General features: G+C 65.1%; 17 protein-coding genes. 4 read left to right on the forward strand and 13 right to left on the reverse strand.

The window, feature by feature from the left end; all coding sequences use genetic code 11:
* Window positions 1–10 precede the first annotated feature (10 nt).
* From FJ548_RS18480 to FJ548_RS18515, 8 genes are all read right to left on the reverse strand, one after another.
* Entirely contained in the window at window positions 11–1,177 is a 1,167-nt protein-coding gene (locus FJ548_RS18480; RefSeq protein WP_140778616.1) for a substrate-binding protein, read from the reverse strand.
* Window positions 1,178–1,218: 41 nt separating this feature from the next.
* A complete protein-coding gene (locus FJ548_RS18485; protein WP_140607414.1) occupies window positions 1,219–1,920 on the reverse strand; it encodes an ABC transporter ATP-binding protein in 702 nt (233 codons plus the stop codon).
* Between the two features lie 2 nt (window positions 1,921–1,922).
* Window positions 1,923–2,627 carry an ATP-binding cassette domain-containing protein gene (locus FJ548_RS18490; protein ID WP_140607413.1) on the reverse strand — a complete coding sequence of 235 codons (705 nt, stop codon included), beginning with the start codon at window positions 2,625–2,627 and terminating at the stop codon, window positions 1,923–1,925.
* Complete coding sequence (locus FJ548_RS18495; RefSeq protein WP_140696467.1) at window positions 2,624–3,610, reverse strand: branched-chain amino acid ABC transporter permease; 987 nt, start codon at window positions 3,608–3,610, stop codon at window positions 2,624–2,626. Before FJ548_RS18495 ends, FJ548_RS18490 begins: the two co-directional genes overlap by 4 nt.
* Window positions 3,607–4,524, reverse strand: a complete 918-nt coding sequence (gene urtB / locus FJ548_RS18500) for an urea ABC transporter permease subunit UrtB (RefSeq protein ID WP_246678709.1) — start codon at window positions 4,522–4,524, stop codon at window positions 3,607–3,609. Before urtB ends, FJ548_RS18495 begins: the two co-directional genes overlap by 4 nt.
* The gene (locus tag FJ548_RS18505) at window positions 4,469–5,590 is read right to left on the reverse strand and encodes a class II histone deacetylase (RefSeq protein ID WP_140778617.1); all 1,122 of its coding nucleotides are present in this window, start codon (window positions 5,588–5,590) and stop codon (window positions 4,469–4,471) included. The genes urtB and FJ548_RS18505 overlap by 56 nt, the downstream gene beginning before the upstream one ends.
* 83 nt (window positions 5,591–5,673) lie before the next feature.
* Complete coding sequence (locus FJ548_RS18510; protein ID WP_140778618.1) at window positions 5,674–8,388, reverse strand: LuxR C-terminal-related transcriptional regulator; 2,715 nt, start codon at window positions 8,386–8,388, stop codon at window positions 5,674–5,676.
* Complete coding sequence (locus FJ548_RS18515) at window positions 8,385–9,032, reverse strand: GNAT family N-acetyltransferase (protein WP_181168832.1); 648 nt, start codon at window positions 9,030–9,032, stop codon at window positions 8,385–8,387. The genes FJ548_RS18510 and FJ548_RS18515 overlap by 4 nt, the downstream gene beginning before the upstream one ends.
* Window positions 9,033–9,208: 176 nt before the next feature.
* On the opposite strand from FJ548_RS18515, the gene FJ548_RS18520 reads away from it, so the two are divergent.
* From FJ548_RS18520 to FJ548_RS18535, 4 genes are read left to right on the forward strand one after another with little or no spacing between them, the layout of a single operon-like run.
* Window positions 9,209–10,510, forward strand: a complete 1,302-nt coding sequence (locus FJ548_RS18520) for an ArgE/DapE family deacylase (protein WP_181168833.1) — start codon at window positions 9,209–9,211, stop codon at window positions 10,508–10,510.
* The gene (locus FJ548_RS18525) at window positions 10,507–11,565 is read left to right on the forward strand and encodes a phosphotransferase (RefSeq protein WP_140778619.1); all 1,059 of its coding nucleotides are present in this window, start codon (window positions 10,507–10,509) and stop codon (window positions 11,563–11,565) included. Before FJ548_RS18520 ends, FJ548_RS18525 begins: the two co-directional genes overlap by 4 nt.
* Window positions 11,566–12,888 carry an aspartate aminotransferase family protein gene (locus tag FJ548_RS18530; RefSeq protein WP_181168834.1) on the forward strand — a complete coding sequence of 441 codons (1,323 nt, stop codon included), beginning with the start codon at window positions 11,566–11,568 and terminating at the stop codon, window positions 12,886–12,888. It abuts the gene before it with no gap.
* A gap of 16 nt (window positions 12,889–12,904) precedes the next feature.
* Window positions 12,905–13,561, forward strand: coding sequence for a GntR family transcriptional regulator (locus tag FJ548_RS18535; RefSeq protein WP_140778620.1), 657 nt, complete (start codon window positions 12,905–12,907; stop codon window positions 13,559–13,561).
* Between the two features lie 22 nt (window positions 13,562–13,583).
* Here FJ548_RS18535 and FJ548_RS18540 read toward each other — a convergent pair whose 3' ends face one another.
* The 5 genes from FJ548_RS18540 to FJ548_RS18560 are packed head-to-tail and all read right to left on the reverse strand — an operon-like array spanning window position 13,584 to window position 18,334.
* The gene (locus FJ548_RS18540; protein ID WP_140778621.1) at window positions 13,584–14,888 is read right to left on the reverse strand and encodes an FAD-dependent oxidoreductase; all 1,305 of its coding nucleotides are present in this window, start codon (window positions 14,886–14,888) and stop codon (window positions 13,584–13,586) included.
* Window positions 14,885–15,868, reverse strand: coding sequence for a branched-chain amino acid ABC transporter permease (locus tag FJ548_RS18545; RefSeq protein WP_181168835.1), 984 nt, complete (start codon window positions 15,866–15,868; stop codon window positions 14,885–14,887). The genes FJ548_RS18540 and FJ548_RS18545 overlap by 4 nt, the downstream gene beginning before the upstream one ends.
* Window positions 15,865–16,773, reverse strand: a complete 909-nt coding sequence (locus FJ548_RS18550; protein ID WP_140778622.1) for a branched-chain amino acid ABC transporter permease — start codon at window positions 16,771–16,773, stop codon at window positions 15,865–15,867. Before FJ548_RS18550 ends, FJ548_RS18545 begins: the two co-directional genes overlap by 4 nt.
* Window positions 16,770–17,537, reverse strand: coding sequence for an ABC transporter ATP-binding protein (locus FJ548_RS18555; RefSeq protein WP_140760495.1), 768 nt, complete (start codon window positions 17,535–17,537; stop codon window positions 16,770–16,772). Before FJ548_RS18555 ends, FJ548_RS18550 begins: the two co-directional genes overlap by 4 nt.
* Window positions 17,534–18,334: an ABC transporter ATP-binding protein gene (locus FJ548_RS18560; RefSeq protein WP_140607402.1), complete on the reverse strand. Its 801-nt coding sequence runs from the start codon at window positions 18,332–18,334 to the stop codon at window positions 17,534–17,536. The genes FJ548_RS18555 and FJ548_RS18560 overlap by 4 nt, the downstream gene beginning before the upstream one ends.
* Window positions 18,335–18,361: the final 27 nt, after the last annotated feature.

The following is an 18,361-nucleotide window of genomic DNA, read 5'->3' on the forward strand; positions in this document are numbered from 1 at the left end:
GCCGGACGTCCTATAGCTTGCAGTAAGGCGTCACCGGGGCGATCGTGCCGAAATCCTTGACGATCTCGTAGCTGATACCGTCCGCCGCCGCCTTGCCAACATAGGAATGGCAGAGCGTGTGATTGTTGCTGGCATCGACGCGGATCTTGCCTTGCGGCGCATCGAACTCGATTGTCGGCAGTGCCTTGAGCACATCGTCGTCCTTCAGCGATCCGGCCTTTTCGGCGGTCAGCGCATAGAGATGCAGGCCGTTATAGCCGGCTTCGCCGATGCCGTTGACCATCTTCTCCTGACCGAATTTCTCGCGGAAGCTCGAGATGAACTTCTTGTTGACCGGGTTGTCGAGCGCCATCCAGTAGGGCTGCGGCGCATAGGTGCCGGCGGCGACGCCGGGCGGCAGCGCATCCTTGTTGAAGACCTCGTCGAGCGGCGCGATCAGCGGCTGCTTGATGTCGAAGCTGCGATATTGCTTGAGCTGGGTGACGGCGTCGTTGCCGACCACCATCGACCAGACGACATCGGGCTTCAGCGACTTGATCTTCTGGAAGGCGGGGCCAAAATCCGTGGTGCCGAACGGATAATAGTCGGCGCCGATGATCTTGCCGCCGGCCTTCTCGTAGGCAGCCGTGATCGCCTCGGTCATCTTCTGCGGCCAGGCATAGTCGGAGGCCATGATGTAGATGGTCTTGCCGAGATTCTCGGCGACCCACGGCATCATCGGGTCGACCTGCTGCATCGGGATTGGTCCGGTGGCCACGAAGTAGCGGTTGCACTCGCCACCTTCGAAATTGGTCGGGTAGAAGAACAGCTTCTTGGCCTTCGAGGTCACGGAAAGCGTTGCACTCCGCTCGGGCGAAATGATCGTGCCCATGATCACGTCGACCTTGTCTTCGTTGAGGAGCTTGCGCGCCTTGTCGATCGAGCCCTTGGTCGTGGTCTGGTTGTCCTCGATGAACAATTCGACCTGGCGGCCGCCAATGCCGTTGGCGGCATTGAGTTCGGCGGCGGCCAGCTTGTAGCAATTGAGCAGCGTCTCGCCGAGGATCGCCTGCAGCCCGGTGATCGGGATCGACAGACCGACCTTGACGGTGTCGGCGGCACGCAGGATCGATGGCGCGCCGATCATGGCGAAGGCGGCGGCGGCGCCTGATTTCAGGACAGTTCTTCTGCTTATCATTGTTGTGTTCCCTTCCAGTCCAGGCGCGCCCCATGCACGCCTTACAAAGCCAAGAGGTCTTTCAGCAGGGTCTCGTCGGCGAACACCTCAGGGGTGCCTTCGTGCACGATCCTGCCCTTCTCCATCACCAGGCAGCGGTCCGCCGCCTTGAGAACGAGATCGAGATTCTGTTCGACGAGGACAATCGCGATGCCGCGCTCGCGGGCGATGCGCGGCACCAGTTCGGCGATCGACTGCACGATGTTCGGCTGGATGCCTTCCGAGGGTTCGTCGAGCAGCAGCACCGACGGTAGGCCGCACAGCGCGCGGCCGATAGCGAGCATCTGCTGCTGGCCACCCGAAAGGGTGCCGGCGACCTGCGCCTCGCGTTCGCGCAGGATCGGAAAATAGCCGAAGATGTCGGCCGGAATGCCGCCGGCGCCGCGATCTCGGGCGGCGCGGGTGCCGACTTCCAGGTTCTGCCGCACGGTCAGCTGGTTGAAGATGCCACGGCCCTGCGGCACATGCGCGATGCCCGCGCGCGCCCGGCGGAAGGCAGCGGCATTCGTGAGATCCTTGTCGCCGAGAACCACCGCTCCGCCGCTTACCTTCAAGCCGCCGGCGATGACGCGCAGCAGCGTCGTCTTGCCGGCACCGTTGCGGCCAAGCAGGCCGACGACTTCGCCCGGCGCGACGCTGAGGTCGATCCCGTTCAGCACCGGAAGCAGGCCGTAGCCGGCCGAAACAGCAACTGTCCGCAGCATGGTCAGCGCCTCCCCAGATAGACGTCGCGGACCATCTCGTCGGCCTCGATGTCGTGGAAAGGACCGCTGCGCAGCCGCCGCCCCTGATGCAGCACCAGCGTTTCGCAGTTCAACGCCCGCACGAAGCGGATGTCGTGCTCGACCGCGACGACCGAGAACTCGCCCTTGAGCCGCAGCAGCATTTCGGCGGTCGCCATCGTCTCCTGCGGCGTCATGCCGGCGGTCGGCTCGTCGAGCAGCAGCAGCCTCGGTTCGATCGCCAGCGCCATGCCGATCTCGAGCCATTGCTTCTGGCCGTGCGCCAGCGCGCCGGCCAGCGTGCTGGCGCGATTGCCAAGCGCGACCAACTCCATCAGTTCACCGACCGGGCGAGCCGGCGAGGGCGCGCCCCACCGTGCGACCTTGAGGTTGTCTTCCACCGACAGGCTGGGAAAGACGGAAGGAATCTGGAACTTGCGGGCGATGCCGAGCCGCGCGATGCGATGCAGCGGCAGGCCGGCTATGTCGTGGCCGAGGAAGCGAACGCTGCCACTCGTCGGGCGAAGCGTGCCGGTCAGCACGTTGAGGAACGTGCTCTTGCCGGCTCCGTTCGGCCCGATGATGCAGCAGAGTTCCTTGTCGCGGACCGTCAGGTTCAACCCTTCGAGCGCTTGAAGCCCGCCGAACCGGATACCGACGTTTTCGGCCTGAAGCAGGACATCGCTCATTGCGCCTGCCTCCGGCCTTTGAACAGGCTCTTCAACCGCGCGTAGATCGACAGGATGCCGTCGGGCAGCAGAAAGACGATGATGACGAAGACGCAGCCGAGCAGAAGCGGCCACAGGCTCGGGTTGAAGCTGCTGATGGTCTGCTGCGCTCGTTGGATGACGATGGCGCCAAGCACCGGACCGAGCAGCGTGCCGCGTCCGCCGACAGCCACCCAGACGATGACTTCCGTCGACAGAAGCAGCCCGGAGAGGTCTGGCGCGACCAGCCCCGCCATGCAGACATAGAGTGCGCCGGCAAGCCCGGCGATTGCCGCCGACAGGATGAAGGTCACCAGCAGCCGCAATGGCGCATTGTGGCCGAGAGCCGCCGCCCGGACTTCATTGTCCTGGATGGCGGTCAGCACCGTGCCCCAGCGGCCACGGCTGATCGACCACAGCGCCAGCAAGACCAACGCGACGATGGCGGCCACGAAGATATAGGAGGGCAGATCCTGGCTGAGGTCGACATGCAGGCCGCCGACATCGAACGCGATCGGCGGGATGCCGATCAGCCCGCTGTCGCCGCCGGTGACCGAACTCCAGGAGACGGCGGCCTGCTGGCAGATCACGCCCATGGCCAGCGTGACGATGGTGAAGTAGCTGCCACGGATGCCGCCGAAGAACAGGAAATAGCCGATGATGGCGGCGACGAACGCAGCACCGGACACCGCGCCCATGACGCCGAGGAGGCTGCCGAAGGGGATCGCATCGTTGAGCGTGACCAGCGCCATGATGTAGCCGCCAATGCCGAAGAAGGCCGCATGCCCGAAACACAGGATGCCGGTGCGGCCCCAGAAGAAGTCGAGGCTCGCCGCGAACAGGCCGAAGATCAGCGCGTCGCGGATCACCGTCAGCTGGTAACCGTCGGCGAAGAACGGATAGGCAATGGCGAGCGCCGCGCAGACGGCGAAGACCAGCAGCCAGTTGCGGTCCCGGGCGATCATCGCGACGCCCCGTTGAACAGGCCGTTGGGGCGCAGCCGCACGGCGACGATGGCGGCGAGCAACACGATGGCTTGCGCCAGCGAGGGCGAGATCTGGTAGTTGAGCACACTGGTCAGTCCGCCGACGAAGATGCTGCCGGCGACGAGCCCACCGATCGAGCCGACGCCGCCGACGATGACGACGAAGAAGGCGTTGGCGAGATAGTTCACCCCCATCTGCGGCAGCACGATCGCCAGCGGCGCGACCAGCCCGCCGGCAAGACCCGCAATCGCCGCGCCGAAGGTGAAGGCCATGGCGTAGGTGCGTCGCGTGTTGATGCCGACGCCCTCGGCCATTTCGCGGTTCTGGATGACGGTGCGGATATCGAGCCCGAAGGACGTCCGGTTGATCAGCAGGATGACGCCGAGCAGGGTCAGCATGGCAATCGCGATCAGGATCAACCGGTACGCCGGATAGACGGTGAAGAACAGGTCGAGCGTGCCTTCGATGGGCGGCGTCACCGGTTTGGCGCCGAGCCCGAAGGTCAGTTCCAGTCCTTGCTGCAGGATGAGGCTGACGCCCCAGGTGGCGAGCACGGTCGAGACCGGCCGCGGATAAAGATGGCGGATGATGGCGAATTCCAGGATGGAGCCGACCGCCGCACCGGCAATCGGTGCGGCCGCCAACCCGACCCAGAAGGAACCGCCCACGCTCTGGATGAAATAGACCGCGAAGGCGCCGACGGTGACGAATTCGCCATGCGCCAGGTTGGTGACGTTCATCAGGCCGAAGCTGATCGCCAGCCCAAGCCCGACCAGCATCAGGATGCTGATCAGTGTCAGCGCATTGAGCAATGTGGTGACGACAAAATCCATCGCGTCAGGCCGCGCCGGCGAGGTGTTGACGCAGGCCAGCGACCAAGCCTTCGGCGGCATCGATCACATCAGCCTGATGCGGCTGCAACTCCTGCCCGGCCCATTCGTCGATATGGTCCGACAGCGGGTCGACCACCTCGGTCCGGTGATTGGCCAGCGTCTCGATGACGGCATGGCCGCAGAACGGCACATAGCCTTCGGAGTAGCCGCCTTCATGGGTCATCATTAGCCGTCCGTTCGAAACTTCGGCGGCCAGCGCCACCATGCGCGCCGCGAGGCGCCGGAAGCATTCGCTGTTCAGCATCATGCGGCCGAGCGGGTCGAAGCCCGACGCGTCGAAACCGGAAGCGACGATGACGAGGTCCGGCTTGAAGGCGCGCAGTGCCGGAGCGACGACGCGGTCGAAGGCCGCCTCATAGGCGCCGGTCCCACTGCCGGCCGGCAGGGGGATGTTGATGTTGTAGCCTTCGCCTTCGCCCTTGCCATTGTCGGCCAACGCGCCGCGTCCGGTCGGATAGAGATTGTCCTGGTGCAGGGAAATCGTCAGCACCGATGGGTCGGAATAGAACACGGTCTCGGTGCCGTTGCCGTGGTGCACGTCCCAGTCGACTATCGCCGCGCGGCCCAGCAGGCCTTCATGCTGCAGCCGGCGCACCGACACGCCGATATTGGAGAACAGGCAGTTGCCCATCGCCTGGTCAGGCTCGGCGTGATGCCCCGGCGGCCGCGCTAGCGCATAGGCGTTGTCGACGCGGCCAGTCAGCACCGCGCGCATCGCGGCGTAGGTGGTGCCGGCGGACAACAGGGCGATGTCGAAGCTGTTGAGGCCGATCGGCGCCTGCGGCCCGGCGAAGCCCGATCCGCGCTCGCTGAGCATCCTGATGTCGTCGACGTGGCGCCGTGTGTGTACGCGCAGCAGATCCTCGACCGAGACCGGCTCGGGAACGATCGGCACCAGATGGCGCGACAGGCCGCTGACCTGGATGAGGTTATTGAGCCGGCGCTTCGACCCGGGCGATTCCAGATGCCGGCCAGGCTCCACGAAACGGCCGGGAGGCATCATATCGGCGCTGGAGCCGGTGTCATGCCACATCAGCTGTTCGTGAAAAACGTAACCTGTCGCCATCCGCAACGTCTCCTAAAAACAAAGGGACGCTAGCAGGCTAACGATCGCGTGGCCCGACCCTAAAGAAGGGTTGTGCCGGATATCTATGCCCCTTCTTTCGGAGGGGGTCGGAGGTTCGCGGCGGCCTGCGCGGCGCGCACGGCCTGGACGCGGTTCGACACCGAGAGCTTGCCGAAAATGTTCTTCAAATGCCATTTGACCGTCGTCTCGCTCACCGACAGCGCGACCGCGATATCGCGGTTGGACATGCCTTCCGACAGGCAGCGCAGCAGCTCGGACTCGCGCTGAGTGAGCTGTTCCTTCTCGGCAACCGGCGCGGCTGGCTTGCGCGTTGCCACCGGCATTGTCTGCGCGGCATCGATGATGCGCGTCGCATAGGCTGACAGCGACGGATCGGTCTTCGCCTGAGCCGCGCGCAGCCGCATCAGTCCTTCGACAACAGGCCTGCCCTCGTCGACGAAGGAGCGGATGAAGCCAGAGGGCCGCGCAAGACGCAATGCTTCGAGGAGATGGCGATCGGCCTCGCGCGGGTCATGGCCGGCGCTCCTGGCGCGCAGGATCAGCGCCAGTATGTGGCGGCGCATGCGCCCGCTGCTTTTCGTTCGCTCCAGCAGATCGTCGAAAATCGCCACAGCCGCGGCATAGGATTTCTCCGCCGTCAGCAGCCTGCCTTCGGCGAAGTATTCGAACTCGTTGGCGATGCTTGGGAAGGTCTCGCTCCGATCGCGGCGATGTTCGTCGAGCAGGGCGCGCGCTTCCACGGCGCGGTTCTGGTCGATCAGCAGCCGGACGCGATCATGCACCAGAATTGAAGCGAGGCGGCGGTAGACTGAGCCACGCACGCGCTGGTAGACGCGCTCGAGCATGTCCAGCGCGACGTCGCCCCGACCGGTCAGCTGCAGCACGCGGGCATAGGTCGGCACGCTGGCCAGGGGATAGACGATGACCGCCGCGCCCTCGATCAACGGCCCGAGATTCTCGACCAGCGTCAGTGCCTCGCCGGACGCGTTGGTCTCGTAGGCAAGTTCGGCAAGCAGCGTTCCGGCGAGCGCCTCGGCATAGGAGTTCGCGCCGATCCGCGTTCTGGCCTCGATGATCGCATTGCGCAGCAGCCGTTCGGCGGCGGGCAGACGGCCGGCCGAGCGCTCGATGACGGCCATGTAGCAATTGGCGATGGTGACGCCGAGCAGGCTGCCGCTTCGCTCATGCGCCTTGCGCGCGGCGTCAACCGCCGCACGCGCGCCTTCGAGGTCGCCGAGCGCATAGAGATTGTAGCCGATGACATTGGCCGTGGCCCCCTCCATGAACCATGCGTCGGGCGCGATGATGCGCAGGGCGGCCAGCGCGGTGTCGCGCGCATCTTCGAACTGTTCCAGCGTGCTGTGCACGGCGGCCTCGAGAACGGCGAGTTCGGCCTCGATTGTGGTGCCGGTCAGCGTGCCCGGATCCTTGCTATCGCTTGGCCCGGTCTCGACAAGCTTGCGCGCATTGCTAAGCGTCTGCTGGGCGATCTCGGGCTGGCTGCTGTGCACCGCCAACCACAGCACCACGAGTTGCAGCCGGATGCGCTGGTCGACCAGTTTCCTGGGCAGCAGCGCCAGCAACTGGCGCACGTAAAGCAGCTGGCACTGGGCGATGAGCTCGAGCGCATTGTTCTCGACGAACACCGCCGCGCGGGCCTGGTCGCCGGCGGCCAGAGCGTGCCCGATCGCCTCGGTCAGCATCTTGCGTTCGCCGAACCATTCCGAAGCCGCGAGGTGCAGCGGCGCGATCATCTCCGGTTCACGCCGTTCCATCTCGCGGCTGAGGAAATCGTGGAACAGATGATGATAGCGGAACCAGCGCCGCTCTTCGTCCAGCGGCACCAGGAACAGGTTGCGGGTCTCGATCTCGGCGATATCAGCCTCGGCGTCCGCCGCGCGCATCACAGCCCGGCACGCCTCGGCGCTGAAACGCTCGAAGATCGAACTGTGGAGCAGGAATTTGGCCAGGGCTGGTGGCAGCTCCAGGAACACTTCCCCCATCAGGAAGTCAGCGACGTTGCGGTTGGCGCCGGTGAAGTTGCCGATGACGGTTTCTGGAGCATGCGCGGCGCTGAGCGACAGCGAGGCAAGTTGCAGGCCGGCGGCCCAGCCTTCGGTCCGCGAGCACAGGGTCTCCACCGTGCCGCTGCTGACGCTGAGGCCGAGCTTGTCATTGAAGAACGCTTCGGCTTCGGACGAGGCGAAGCGCAGATCGTCGGGGCCGATTTCGAAAACGTCGCCAAGAACCCTGAGCTTGCCGAGCTGCAGGTCGGGCAGGTTGCGCGAACCGATGACGAAGACGACGTTGGCGGGCGCCTGCCGCGTCAGCCGCTCCATGAACCGCTTCACCGCCGGCGCTTCGATGGCGTGGTAGTCGTCGAAGAAAAGGGTGATGTCAGCGTCACGCGCAGCAAGACCCGCCACAAGCGCCGCGAGCACGACATCGAGCTGCGGGATCGGGCTCGACTGGAAGGCGAGGTCGAGCTCGGCCGGGCTCTGGACGAGATGGCGCAACGCACCCACCAGATGCGACAGGAAGGCCCCTTCGTCATTGTCCGTCGCCTCGCAGGACAGCCATGCGGTCAACCGGCCGTGGCGCGCGACTTCCGCGGCCCACTGCGTCATCGTCGTCGACTTGCCGAAGCCGGCGGGCGCGGCAAACAGCACGATGCGCGTGTCGACATGCCGCTCCAGCTTCGACAGGATGGTCTCGCGCCGTACCCACCGGCGATGGTGGGGCGATGCCTGGCTGGCTGGTCGCGAAGACGGTCTCATCTGACGCCGGGCATCCATTCCGTTTCGATCAGCGGGATTTGCGGTGCGCAATCGCGCGGCAAGGTTCCCTTGATCCGGGGATCGTCGGTGATTTCGAAACCCGCCGCATACGGTTCAAATCCGCAAGCCCTGTAGAAACCGATGACGCTGTGATGATCGATGCTGCTGGTGTGCAGCCAGATACGGCTTGGGCCGAGGCCCCATGCCTGGCCGAGCGCGCCGGCCATCAGCCGCTTGCCGAGGCCTCGGCCGGTCAAGGAAGGGAGCAGGCCGAAATAGGTGATCTCGATCTCGCTATTTTCGGCTACTCGGAACTCAACCATGCCGACATGTGCGCCGCTCTCGTCGTGGGCGTAGTAGACATGCTGGCGAGGGTCGGAAAAATGCGCGGCGATTTCGGCATCCGACATTTCGGCGGCGCGATCCCAGAGCCAGGGAGCGCCGATCTCGAGGAAGGTCGCGCGGTAGGAGGCAATCTCGGACCTTGTGATGCGGGTCATTGCCAGCGGTTGGGCGAGACCCGGCACCGGCGCACGCGCCTCCATCCACGTCACCGCATTGACGATCTTGCCGGCCGGTATGCGCCGGTAACCGGACGCGAGATCGGTGACTTCATCCGGCAATGTGCCCTCGGTGACCAGCATTTGTCCTCGATCTTTCGTCGCGCCGCCTTGCCGGCCTGCAAGAAGCTGATGCCAACTCTGTGCTCGCCTGCCAAGAGGTTCCACAGGTGGGTCATGATTTTGGCCCGCCTGTCACTTGCATTTCAAGGGAATGGCATATGAGATATGATACACCATCCATGGGAAAGCGGAACATCATGCCTGAGCGTATTGCCGACGATGCCATTTTGCGCGCGGTTGACGACGGCTTCACGCGGCAGGTCTCGTTCCTGGCGGACCTTGTACGCTTTCCCTCTCAACGCGGCGAGGAGCACGCAGCGCAGAGCTTCATGGCGGCGACCTACGAGGCCAATGGCTACGCGGTCGACATGTGGCGTGTCGACGTCGACGACATTCGCGGCCTACCGGGTTTTTCGCCGGTGGCGGTGTCCTATGACGATGCCTTCAATGTCGTCGCAACCCACACACCACGAAACGCAACCGGCCGCTCGCTGATCCTCAATGGCCACATCGATGTGGTGCCAACCGGACCGCTCGACCGCTGGGCCCGTGACCCCTACGATCCGGCGATCGAGGATGGCTGGATGCATGGCCGTGGCGCCGGCGACATGAAGGCCGGCCTGTCGGCTTGTCTCTATGCGCTGGCCGCCTTGCGCAGCCTTGGCTATCAGCCGGCCGCGAAAGTGTTCCTGCAGTCGGTGGTCGAGGAAGAGTGCACCGGCAATGGCGCGCTCGCTTGCCTGCAGCGTGGCTACCGTGCCGACGCGGCCTTCATTCCCGAACCGCTGGAACCGAGATTGATGCGGGCACAGGTCGGGCCGATCTGGTTCAGGGTCGAGGTTGACGGCGACCCGCAGCATGCTTCGGGTGCCTTCTCGGCCGGCGCCAACGCCATCGAAAAGGCCTTCGTCATCATCCAGGCATTGAAGCAGCTGGAAATCGTCTGGAACACGCGCAAGGTGGATGATCCGCATTTCTGCGATCACCCCCATCCGATCCGCTTCAACCTCGGCAAGATCGAAGGCGGCGAATGGACGTCGAGCGTTCCGGCGCGCTGCGTCTTCGAAATGCGGGTCGCGACCTATCCCGGCCAGAAGCTGGAAGACGCCAGGGCCGAGCTCGAAGCCTGCATCGCCGATGCGGCCCGGGCCGATCCATTCCTGGCCAATCGCCCGCCCAAAATGACCTATAATGGCTTCATGGCCGAAGGCTATGTGCTGGAGGGCGCCGACGAGATAGAAGCCGTGCTGCGGCGCAGCCATACCGCTGTGTGGGGCGAGCCGCTGCAGGAGCATGTCACCTCGGCGACAACGGATGCGCGTTTCTTCGGCCTCTATGCCGACACGCCGGCGATCGTCTATGGCCCGATCTGCCGCATGCCGCATGGCTATGACGAGGCGGTCGATCTCGATTCGGTGCGCAAGGTCACCCAGACCATCGCGCTGTTCATCGCCGGCTGGTGCGGTCTCGAGCCGATCGATCCCGAGGTGAGATCATGAATGCGTCAGTGCCCGATGCTTTCGGCGAAACGCTCGCCGAGGACGCGCCTGACGTTTCGATCGCCGATGCTTTGGCCATTTTGCGCCGACACTACGGGCTGACCGGCACCGCGCGTCCGTTGCCGGGCGAACGCGACCACAATTTCCACATCCAGACCGAAGGCGAGGGCGAGTTCGTCCTGAAGGTCTCCCATCCGGCCGAAGAGGCCGGCTTTACCGACTTTCAGAACAAGGCGCTCGACCATATCCTTGCAGTCGACCCGACCTTGCCGGTCCCCTCGGTGCGCAAAAGCCTTGCGGGCGATGCGCAGTTTGCGGTCAGCATCGAGGGAGCGCCGCAACGCATCATCCGGCTGGTCACCTATCTGCCCGGCCAGTTGCTCTCGCGCTCGCCCGCCTCGGAGGCGCAGGATCGCAATCTCGGTATCTTCCTCGCCCGGCTTGGACGGGCACTGCGCGGCTTCTTCCACCCGGCCGCCGGCAGCGACCTGCTCTGGGACATCCGCAAGGTGGCGAAGACCCGGCCGATGCTGGCGCATATCTCGGATGCTCGCCACCGTGCCATGGTCGAGCGCGTCATCGACGCCTTCGAGGAGCATGCGGCGCCGGTCATCCCCGGCTTGCGCGCGCAGATCGTCCACAACGACATGAATTCATACAATGTGGTGATGGACGCCTCGCGGCCGGAAATGGTGAGCGGCATCCTCGACTTCGGCGACATGATCCATTCGCCGTTGATCTGCGACCTCGCCATCGGCGCCGTCTATCGCTGGCCGGCTGAAGGCCATCCGCTGGCGCCCGCCGCGCGCTTCGTCGCCGGCTACCAGTCGGTGCAGCCACTCGAGGCCGAAGAGATCGGCATTCTTTTCCACCTGATCCGTGCCCGCCTTGCGCTCATCGCCAACATCGCCAGCTGGCAAGCGGAGCGCTTCCCGGCCAAGCGCGATTATGTCCTGCGCCTCGCCACCGAAGTCTGGACCTCGCTCGAACGGCTGGACGGGCTGTCGTCGGCGGACGCCCGCCGTTATTTTCTCGATCATTCCAATCCGGAGTAGATGCTCGTGTCCCAGTCCTCGCCATATCCTGCAAACGCCGTCGCTAATGCCGGCGCCTCGGCACAGGAGCACGCCCTGCTCGAGCGCCGCGCCAGGCTGCTTGGGCCGACCTACCGCGCCTTCTACCGCAACCCGATCCATCTGGTGCGCGGCAGCGGCGTCTGGCTCTACGATGCGCAGGGGCGCAAATTCCTCGACGCCTACAACAATGTGGCCTCGGTCGGGCATTGTCATCCGCGTGTCGTCGAGGCGCTGTCGGATCAGGCCGCCACGCTAAACACCCACACCCGCTATCTCAGCGAGATCATCCTCGACTACGCGGAAAGACTGCTCGGCAGCCTGCCGCCGCATCTCGGCCACGCCATGTTCACCTGCACCGGCAGCGAGGCCAACGACCTTGCCATCCGCATCGCCCAGCATTCGAGTGGCGGCACTGGCGTCATCATCACCGACTTCGCCTATCACGGCGCGACGATCGCGACCGCGCAGCTGTCGCCGGCGGCGGTCGGGGCCAAGGGCGTGCCGGCACAGCACAGGACCGTGGCAGCGCCGGACACATTCCGCGACCATGGCCGCGCCGCGCATGATTTCGCCAGGAATGTCGCCGCCGCCATCGAGGATATGCGCGCGCAGAATATCCGCCCGGCCGCGCTGCTGCTCGACTCGGCCTTTTCCAGCGACGGCATTTTCTTCCCCGAAGCTTCTGTCATGCGCGAGGCGGCGGATCACGTCAGGAAGGCCGGCGGCATCGTCATCGCCGATGAAGTCCAGTCCGGCTTCGGCCGGCTCGGCCAAGGCATGTGGGGCTTCGCCAATTACGGCCTCGAACCCGATATCGTCACCATGGGCAAGCCGATCGGCGACGGGCATCCGATGGCCGCGGTGATCGTACGGCCTCAGCTCGTCTCCTCGTTCGGCTCGAACACCGGCTACTTCAACACATTCGGCGGCAATCCGGTCGCCGCCGCCGTCGGCATCGCTGTCCTCGAGGTGATCGAGGGTGACGGGCTGATCGAGAATGCACGGACGGTCGGCGCCTATACGCGCGACTTGCTCGATTCCTTGCAGGGCCGCCACGGCATGGTCGCCAACGTCAGGCACAACGGCCTCTATTTCGGCGTCGAGTTGACGGCGGGGAGCGATGAGGCGCTGGCTGCCAGCAAGACCTCGTCCGTCGTCGAAGCCATGCGCGAGGATGGCGTACTGATCTCGTCGTGCGGTCCGCGCGGCAATGTGCTGAAAATCAGGCCGCCGCTGCCGTTCGCCCGTGACAATGCCGAGCAGCTGGCCGAGACGCTCGATCGCGCCTTGTCGAACTGGTGACCAGAGCGGGCCGCGCATGCTGAAGCTCGAACATCAAACCCTGAATGATCGCGCCTATGGCGCGCTCAAGCAGGAGTTGATTTTAGGCGGCTTCAGCCCGGGTCAGACGCTCGTCATACGCAAGCTCGCCGAGACCTTCGGCATCTCGACCACACCGATCCGCGAGGCGCTGCAAAGGCTGGTCGCCGAACGGCTGCTCGAGATGCAGAACAACCGCTCGATCATTGTGCCGTTGCTGTCGGCCCCTGCTTTCGAGGAACTGACCCACATCCGCATCGCCGTAGAAGGGCTGGCAGGTGAGATGGCCGCGTCGCTAATGACGGAAAACGGGTTGCTCGACATACAGGCGACGCTGGCCGGCATGCAGCGCGCCATCGAGGCCGGTGACGCCAAGGCCTATCTCTCGCTGAACGAGGCCTTCCACTTCGCCATTTACCAGCATGCCGGCGCGCCGATCCTGTTGAACATGATCCGCGACCTCTGGGGCCGGGTCGGTCCTTATCTGAAGCTGTTGATGCAGGCCGACCGTTACATACCGCGGTCGAACGACGCGCATCGCAGGATCGTTGCCGCCTTGGAGCAGCGCAATGGCCCCGCGGTTCGGGTTTCGCTCGAACAGGACATCGCAATGGCCGCCGCGATTCTTTCCGAAAATCTTCGCACGGCGCGCTGATTGCAAGACAGGCACGGTCGGCCTATGCCTTCTCGTCCATCCGGTCGCGCAGCATGCTCCAGCCGAGAAGCATGTTGGGCGCGTGCCGCAGCAGCGCATGGAACGGGATCGGCGCCGGCGGTGCAAAAGGCAGCGGCAGGTCGCGGGCGTCGGTTCCAGTAGCCCAGTCGGCCAGCGCCCTGCCCATGGCCGTCGTCATGGCGATGCCGCGCCCGTTGCAGGCACGGCCGGCGATCAGCCCGGGCCCAAGATCCAGCAGGTGCGGCAGGAAATCCGGCTCGACGGCGGCCATTCCCGACCAGCTATAGGCAAGCGGCGGCAGGTCTGGCAGATCGAGGTGCCCGGCGAGCCGCCGCCAGATCGTTTGCGGCACGCGCATGTCGGCACCGACGCTCAGAATATGCATGCCGCCGCTGATCAGCCGGTTGTCGGCATCGAAACGGAAGGTGAAAAGATTGCGCCTGGTGTCGCCGACACCTTGGCCGCCGGGAAGCAGGCGCGCGCGGGTTTCGAGTGGCAGGGGCCTTGTCGCGATCTGGAAAACCTTCAGCGGAAAATAGGTCCGCTGCAGCGTCTGAAAGGGCGGACCGCCATAAGCGTTTGTGGCGATCAGCACCTTGGCCGCGCGCACCGAGCCCGATGGCGTTTTCAGCGACCAACCATCGGCTATGCGGTCAACCGATGTGACACGTGTCTGTTCAAAAATCCGGGCGCCTGCATGTTCCGCCGCATCGGCCAATCCGCGTGCATAGGCGACCGGATTGAGCACGCCGCCCGAACGGTCCATCCATCCTCCGACATAGCCACGCGCGCCCGTCAGCGCTTCGACCTCCTCCCGATCCAGGGTTACGGCAGGCCGGCCGCGCAGGGCCCATTGTTGCGCACGTGACTGGACCTTCTCGAAGGCGGCGGGCGAGTGCGCCGGCTGGATCCAGCCGTTCTGCACCGCGTCGCAATCAATGCCGTGCCGCCGGATCAGGCCGAAGACAAGGTCGGCACTGCCGGCAGCGAAATCGATCAGCCTCTCGCCGCGCTCCGGCCCGAGATGTGCCAGGATGCTGTCTGGATCCATCTTGGCGAAATTCGGCACGACGAAACCCGCATTCCGACCCGTCGCGCCCCAGGCGATGATTTCGGCCTCCAGAACGGCGACGGAAAGTCCTTTTCCGGCGGCGTGCAGCGCGGTCGAAAGGCCTGAAAAACCACCGCCGACAATGGCGAGATCGACGTCGATCTCGCCATGCAGCGGAGGCCGCTCGCGAGGGCTGCGGCTGATGGCGTGCCAGAGCGAAGCGCCGTGCGCCTCCTGCCGGACCACGGCATTCATGAGTTGGAACTGCTCTTGGCCGCGGCCAGTTTCGTCCGCTTGCCGAAACGTGGCCGTCTTGGCCTGTCGCCGAACAGCCCGTTCGGCCGGACCAGCAGGATGACGCAAAGCATGACGCCGATGGCGACGATCTGCAGCGAAGCGGCGCGCGCCTGCTGCTCCGGTGGGAACAGAACGCTGGTCAGCGTGCCAGACCCGGCCCAGATCGCCCAGACCAGGATGCTGCCGATGACGGCGCCGAGATTGCTGCCCGAGCCGCCGACGATCAGCATCACCCAGACCTGGAAGGTCAGGATCGGCAGATAATTGTCCGGCGCGATGAAGCCGGTGAAATGCGCCTGCAGCGCGCCGGCCAGCGCCATGACGGCGCCGCCGACGGCGAAGGCCTGGACGCGGTAGAAGCGCGCGCTCTTGCCGAGCGAGATCGCCGCCCGCTCGTCCTCCCGCAGCGCCTTGAGCACGCGTCCCCACGGGCTGCGCGACAAATGCTCCAAGGCCAGATAGGCGATCAGCGTGACAGCCGAGACGACGGCAAGGTTCGACAGGTTGAACAGCAGCGGTGTCTCGGCCAGACCGCCGAAGGGGCGCGGGATGAAACCGATGCCGAACGGTCCGCCGGTCAGCTTCTGTGCGTTGAGCGCGACCAGTTGCACGACCACCGCGACACCGAAAGTGGTGATCGCCAGATAGTCCGACCTGAGACGCAGCGTGGCCATCCCGGTAAGTGCCGCGGCAAGGCCGCCGACGATCATAGCGCCCAGCCAGCCGACGAGGAGCGGCAGGCCGAAACCGCCGAGACGGGCGGGGTCGTCCGGTGTCGTCAGCAACGCCGATGTGTAGGCGCCGATGGCGACGAAGCCGGCGAGGCCGACATTGAACAGACCGGTCAGGCCCCATTGCAGATTGAGCCCCAGCGTGACCAGCGAGAAGATCAGCGCGGTTGTCAGGAAGAAGGCGCCGTAGCCGATGAGATCGATCATCTTTCCCTCACGCCAAAGAGGCCGATCGGCCGCACGAACAGCACCGCCATCAGGATGATGAAGGAGACGGCGGCGCGCCATTCGGCGCCGATCAATTGCACCGCGCCGGCTTCGGCGAGCCCGATGATCAGGCCGCCGAGCACCGCGCCCGGGATGCTGCCGATGCCGCCGAGGATGGCGGCGGCGAACATCGGCAGCAGCATGTCGAAGCCCATGAACGGGCGGATCTGCACCAGAATGCCGATCATCACGCCGGCCACGCAGGCCAATGCGCCGCCGACGATCCAGGTGACGCGCACCACCTTGGCGACGTCGATGCCGACGACGCGCGCCAATGCCGCGTTCTGGCTCAGTGCCTGCATCGAACGGCCGGTCTGCGTGCGCGTCATCAGCAGATGCACGCCGAGCACGAGGATAGCGGTCAGCAGCAGCAAGGCGATCTGGTCAGGCGTGATGCGGATGCCGAAGCCGACCGGCATGGCGATCTGGATGGCCCGGCTGAAATAAGTCGGCCGCGAGGTGAAGATGAACTCGAGCAGGCTTCTGAGTGCCATCGAAGCGCCGAAACTCGCCATCACCACGATGATTGCCTGGCCTTGCGAGCGCAGCCGCGAAAACAGCACCTTGTCGAGCAGCAGCGCCAGCAGCGCGGTGAACGCCATGCCAATGATCAGCGCAACGATCAGCGGCCACCCGAAGGACAGCGGCCCGATCGGCGCCACCTTGCCGAATGTCGCGCCGATGGCGCTGACCACGGCCAGTGTCGCATAGGTCCCCCAGGCCATGAAGTCGCCATGGGCGAAGTTGGAGAAACGCAGGATCGAATAGGTGAGCGTCACGCCGATGGCGCCGAGGCCGATCATCGAGCCGGTCAGCAATCCGTCGACGATGAACTGCAGGCTCATGTCGCGTCTCCCTTTCCGGCCTGTGACGTCTTTTCCGTCTTGAGCGGGCGCTGGCCGAGATAGAGTTCGGCGACGACCGGGTCGTTCCACAATTCGGAGGCGACGCCCTCGTGGCGGTCCTTGCCCTCGACCAGCACATAGGCGCGGTCGCCGATGGCAAGGGCTGCCTTGGCGTTCTGTTCGACCAGCAGGATGGTGACGCCGGACTTGCGGATGCCGGCCAGCATTTCGAACACCATGGAGACGAATTTCGGTGACAGGCCGGCGGACGGTTCGTCCAGCACCAGCACCTTGGGGTGGACGATCAGCGCCCGCGCGACGGCCAGCATCTGCCGTTGGCCTCCCGACAGATTGCCGGCGGCCGTGCGGCGCTGGCGGACGAGGTCTGGGAAGGCAGCATACATTTCCTCGATGCGGGCAGGGATCTCGCGACGTTCGAGGATGCCGCAGGCGACCCTGAGATTGTCCTCGACCGACATCAGCGGAAAGATGTTCTCGGTCTGCGGCACGAAGGCGAGGCCAAGCCGCACCATGGTATGGGCAGGTGCTGCGGTGATGTCCTTGCCGTCCAGCAACACCGTGCCGCCGGTTATCGGGACGAGGCCGGCGATCGCCTTGATGAAGCTCGACTTGCCGGCGCCATTGGGGCCGAGGACGACGACGATCTCACCCTTGCTCACGGTGATCGAAGCGCCGCGCACGATCGGCACGCCGGGTTCGTAGCCGGCTTCGAGATTACGGACATCGAGGACAGTCTCGCTCACGCCGCGCCTCCGAGGTAGGCCTCGATGACGCGCGGATCGCGGGCGACTTCTTCCGCCGTGCCTTCGCTGAGCAACTGGCCGCTCGCCATGACGAGGACGCGATGGCAGAGCCGCGTCACCATGTCGATGTTGTGCTCGATCAAGAGGAAGGTGATGCCGCGCGCATTGATGTCGCGGATGCGGTCGATGATGACTTCCAGAAGCGTCGCGTTGACGCCGGCCGCCGGTTCATCGAGCAGGATGATCGCCGGGTCGGCCATCATGACGCGGGCGAGTTCGAGCAGCTTGCGCTGGCCGCCCGAGAGCACGCGCGCCGGCTGATGGGCGAGGTGGGTGAGGGTGACGAGTTCCAGCAGTTCGAGCGCCTTTGTCCGGGCGGCTCCTTCCTGCGCCGCCACCCGCCACGGCGTGACGAAGTTGGCGAGCAGCCTTTCGCCGGCCTGGCCCTGCGCCGCCAGCATGATGTTTTCGATCAGCGTCAGATTGGGCAGCGGGCGCGGAATCTGGAAGGTGCGGCCGAGCCCGCGACCGATGCGCAGGTGAGCGGCTTCGCCGGAAACGGGCGTACCGTTCAGGAGGATGTCGCCGCTGGTCGGCAATATGCTGCCGGCCAGCAGGTCGAACATGGTGGTCTTGCCCGCTCCGTTTGGCCCGATCAGACCAAGGATTTCTCCTGCTTTGACGTCGAACGAGACATCATTGACGGCGACGAGGCCGCCGAAACGCCGCACGACGTTCCTTGCCGTCAGCACCGGCGCACGGGTCTCTCGCCCTTGCCGTCTGGCTGCCTCGCTCATCTAGACCCTCTGGCCGAAGACGATCGT

This window comes from Mesorhizobium sp. B2-4-17, assembly GCF_006441275.1.
Classification (GTDB): Bacteria; Pseudomonadota; Alphaproteobacteria; order Rhizobiales; family Rhizobiaceae; genus Mesorhizobium.